Raw genomic sequence first — 3,874 nt, forward strand, 5'->3', positions numbered from 1 at the left:
GCAGGAGATTGAGGACGTCGTCGAACGACGCAGCGAACTCGGCTGGAGGCAACTTTGCATCCGAGATGAGCCATTCGTACACCTCGGCAAGCACGTCATATTCCGTCACAACTACTACCCCCGTCACACAGCAGACTCACGGCGGGACGTCAGTCCATCAGCGGAGCAAGCCGGGCACCAATGGTTTTCGCAAGGACAACCCGTCCGCCCATGCCGCGGATAGCGCGAGCTGATCCGCTCGGTCATTCGCCGTGTTCGGCGCTTCGGAACAAACGTCCAGGTCCTCACCGATCCCTTCGGCCGACTCCTCTGGGCCTCGCCGGCCCGGATCACCGCTGTCGTGAAGGCCATCCTCGTCCTCGCAGACCGCGCCTACCAGGGTGCCGGCGCCACCGTCCGCACCCCCTGCTACGGCCACCGCGAACAACCCGAGCACTACCAGCAGTTCAACCGCGACCACGCCCGCCTCAGGACAGCGGGCGAACGCGCCTTCGCCCAACTGAAATCCTGGCGCCTCCTGCAGCGGGCACGCTGCTCCACCCGCCGCATCGGCACAGCGGTCCAAGCCATCCACACCCTGATGACCTGCACGTATTCAGGGTGAAACGGCTCAGTGTGTGAGCGACGCGTGTGTCCGACTGATCTGTCCGATGCCCGCTGGGAGTTGATCGAGCGCTCCTGGCTGCCTGGCGCCCGAGTGCCGCGGCCGGGCGCTGGACTCTGGGCGCCCGCCGGAACACGACCTCCGCGAGATCATGAATGTCATCTTGTACGCGGACCGCACCGGGGTGCAGCGGCACTATCTGCCGCACGACTTACCGCTCTGGGAAACAGGCTACGGCTACTTCGCCAAGTGGCAGAAGGAGGGCATCTTCATCCAACTAAACGGCCTGCTCAGACGTTGGTGCGATTGCGGGAGGGCAGGCATGCGCAGTCGTCGGCCTGTGTGCGACACCCAGAGCATCAAGACGTCCACCAGCGTGCCCACCTCCGGCCAGGGTATGACGCCGGGAAGAAGACATCCGGTGCGAAGAACGTGTCAAGCGGCAAGGGCCAGGTGGGTTCTCGCGGGGTCGGGAAGGCCACGGCCTCGTTGAACGGGACGCGGTGAGCGAGGCAGTGGTGAAGGCAGCCGATCATCCGGTTGAAGAGGTTTCTCTGGGCGGCTGTATGGCGGTCTCCGGCTTCACGTCGGCGGTCGTAGTGGGCTCGCGCTCCGGTTGAGTGGGCCATCGCTGAGAACCCACATGTAGCCGACGCCGGCCAGCCTCTGGTTCTTGATCCTGCGAGCCAGGACGGAAACGCTCTTGCCGGAGGCCCTGGTTACTGGGGCAGAACCCGCGTACGCCTTCAGACCTCTGGCGTCGGCAAAGCGTGACCGGTCGTCGCCGATCTCGGCCAGGATACCGGCCCCGCTTAGCGGACCGAGGCCGGGAAAGCTGGTGATGATATCCGCATCGGCATGGGCCTCGAATGCCTCAACTGACGCCTCGGCGAGGTCATCTGCACTCGTGCAGGCTGCCTCCAGCTGGCGGAGCAGTGCCAGGGTCTGCCGTCCCATGGGCTGCTCCACCAGGGGAAGTTGACGCATCTGCGGCATTCGTAGGGCGCTGTGAAGATGCTCGACCTCCCGGTCGATGGTGTTCTTGCGGCCGGCTTCTTCAACAGAGACCGCAGCTGTGCCCGGTGTGAGTCTGTCCGCTTGGCAGGGGTAGGGGGCGCGGCCAGGAGGGTCCGGGCTATGGGGTGGAAGATGCCCTCCCGCCGGTTGCCGACGGCGGTCAGATAGCCAGGGACGTACGCACGCAGGTGAGAGGTCAGTTTGTTGCCGGCTTGGGTGCGATCCCAGACGGCATCTTGCTGAGCGCGGGCGAGGACGGTGACGGCCTGGGCGAGTTCGGAATCGGCAGGGAGTTCTCGGTGTGCGGCGGCATCGGTTCGGAGGATGTTCGCCAGCACCCTGGCGTCCAGATGGTCGGACTTCTTGCGGGAGACGTGTGCCGGTCCCGATATCGAGCCGCGGCCACCGGGTTGATGGCGTAGACGGGGCGGCCCGACCAGAAGACCGCGAGAGGTCTCGATGGCCACCGGGATGGGTTCCTGCGGGGTATCGCCGTGTTCGGTGAGCATCCGAAGCAGCTGCTCAAGCCCTTTCGCGTTGTCATCGACGCGGGCCCGTGCCAGGCAGCGAGCCCGTCTCGTCGATGAGGGCTATGTCGTGGTGATCGCTGGCCCAGTCGATGCCGCAGAACGCTCTCACTTGCCTCACGCTTCCTCAAACCGGTGTTGTGGCTGGTCACAGCCGTGCAGGGCATGCGTCTCCCTAATGGAAGGGCTCGGTGGCCCGACATCCGATTAGTCGTTCATGAGCCCAGCGGTCTGCGGGGCCCTCGGTCTGAACAGGAGCTCGACGGCTCTCGAGCACGTGGGAGGTGATCCCCGCAAGGGGCTTGGACCATGATCACCATCGGGTCAAGCGGAGTGGTCGGTCGCACCGCCGATGGCGAGCGCCAGCACGTGCCAGTCTTCTTTGGGGGCTCGCGGCCCGGATCAACGGAGGACATCGTGCTGGCGCCGGCGGCCGGCGGCTATGAGGTGAACATGGCGAGGCTGGCCGCAACGCTACCTGCGTAAAGCTGATCGCCTCCATGTGAGTAATGACTACTCTCCTTGGCTGGATGGTTCCCCAGCATAAGCTCTTGAAAAATTGGGCGAGTGGCGGAAAGGCAGACGCAGCGGACTTAAAATCCGTAGCCTCTTGGCGTGCGGGTTCGAATCCCGCCTCGCTCACTATTTCGAAAATTCCCCCAGCTGAATGTTTGGCGATAGTGTTGGCACTGCTGAGCTATGCAAGCTAGGTATTTCCGCCTGCGGCGTCAGTAAATTCTTTCCAACTTGACTGGTGGGCATCGCAGTTGGGCCGACCACGGGGTGAAGCCCCTGGTACACGGGTCGACTGCCCATCGGCTGCCCGCGATGCGGATCAGCTCGTCCAGCGTCGTGTCGGCGGGGCAGTAGGCGATGTAGTAGGAGATCTCCTGGGGCTTGCTGACACTGCGGCGGGCGATCACCCAGTGCCGGCGGTCCTCGCGGTGCCAGGGCCGCACTTCGACGCGTGCCCAGTCGAAGATCCGCCGGCCATGGGCTCCTTCACCGCAGGAACGGACGGGGCGATCGATGGACCAGCGGGTGACGACGGTGTCGTGCCGAGTGGTGGCCATGACATGGAAGACGTCGGCCTGCTCAAGCTCGAATCGCCAGCCCTTGCTGTAGCCGTAGGCGGTGTCCGCCGTCACCCAGCCGAATGGGACAAAACTGACCATGTAGGACGCGGTCTTAAGGTGAAGATGATTCAAGAGCAGCGGCGACGCTGCAGCGATGCGCATGCGTTCTGCTTGCAGTCGGCCGTGGGGCAACACTCTTCCTGGTCCTCGCTGTTCTGCTGCTGATGGCAGTGGTCGGCGCCTTGCGGCTGCGAGTGCGTCTTCCCGAACAGGCCGAATGGCTTCCCCTGCCAGAACCCGAACCGATGCGCGAATGACAATCTGGGACGAATGAGGCTTAGCCGTCCAGGGTGCAGGGACTGCAAGTGCGTTGGCGGGAGCACGGGCGCCCCGGAGGGGTAGGTCTAAAGAATCTTAGGGATGTGCGATGGTTTGCTAGCCAACCTTTTGTCCCCTCGCCCGGTAAAGCTCTGACAGCGCCACTGGCGAACGGCTACATCGAACCTCGCGTCAGAGGATGAACTGCTCGATCTTACCGGTTGGAAAACTATGAAATTCAGCAACCTGGTAGCCGGCACGTGTCGTCTGGCGGGCGATCTGAGCCCCGTAGCTGCCCACACCTTCAATGACCCACAGAGCACCGAGATCCC

1 protein-coding gene, 1 tRNA gene and 4 pseudogenes are annotated in these 3,874 nt (G+C 63.9%); 4 read left to right on the top strand and 2 right to left on the bottom strand.

From position 1 onward, the window contains the following. Window positions 1–150: 150 nt before the first annotated feature. Both ACGFYN_RS47925 and ACGFYN_RS47930 read left to right on the top strand, forming a co-directional pair. A pseudogene (locus tag ACGFYN_RS47925) lies at window positions 151–604 on the top strand (transposase family protein); the annotation flags it as partial. A gap of 9 nt (window positions 605–613) precedes the next feature. Further along, a pseudogene (locus tag ACGFYN_RS47930) lies at window positions 614–1,033 on the top strand (transposase); the annotation flags it as partial. A gap of 44 nt (window positions 1,034–1,077) precedes the next feature. On the opposite strand, the pseudogene ACGFYN_RS47935 reads toward ACGFYN_RS47930, so the two are convergent. After that, window positions 1,078–2,260 (bottom strand): annotated as a pseudogene (locus ACGFYN_RS47935) (IS110 family transposase); the annotation flags it as partial. A 197-nt stretch (window positions 2,261–2,457) separates the two neighbouring features. Between ACGFYN_RS47935 and ACGFYN_RS47940 the strand changes: the two are divergent. Beyond that, window positions 2,458–2,634: a hypothetical protein gene (locus ACGFYN_RS47940; protein WP_393872252.1), complete on the top strand. Its 177-nt coding sequence runs from the start codon at window positions 2,458–2,460 to the stop codon at window positions 2,632–2,634. 75 nt (window positions 2,635–2,709) lie between these two features. Continuing rightward, window positions 2,710–2,790: transfer RNA gene (locus ACGFYN_RS47945), tRNA-Leu, on the top strand. Between the two features lie 155 nt (window positions 2,791–2,945). Here the strand turns inward: ACGFYN_RS47945 and ACGFYN_RS47950 are convergent. Continuing rightward, window positions 2,946–3,311 (bottom strand): annotated as a pseudogene (locus tag ACGFYN_RS47950) (IS701 family transposase); the annotation flags it as partial. Window positions 3,312–3,874 lie beyond the last annotated feature (563 nt).

This window comes from Streptomyces sp. NPDC048419 (assembly GCF_043200415.1).
Classification (GTDB): domain Bacteria; phylum Actinomycetota; class Actinomycetes; order Streptomycetales; family Streptomycetaceae; genus Streptomyces.

Bases quoted from the DNA above. Each gene is read 5' to 3' on its own strand.
- ACGFYN_RS47940 (WP_393872252.1), top strand. From the start codon at position 2,458: ATGATCACCATCGGGTCAAGCGGAGTGGTCGGTCGCACCGCCGATGGC.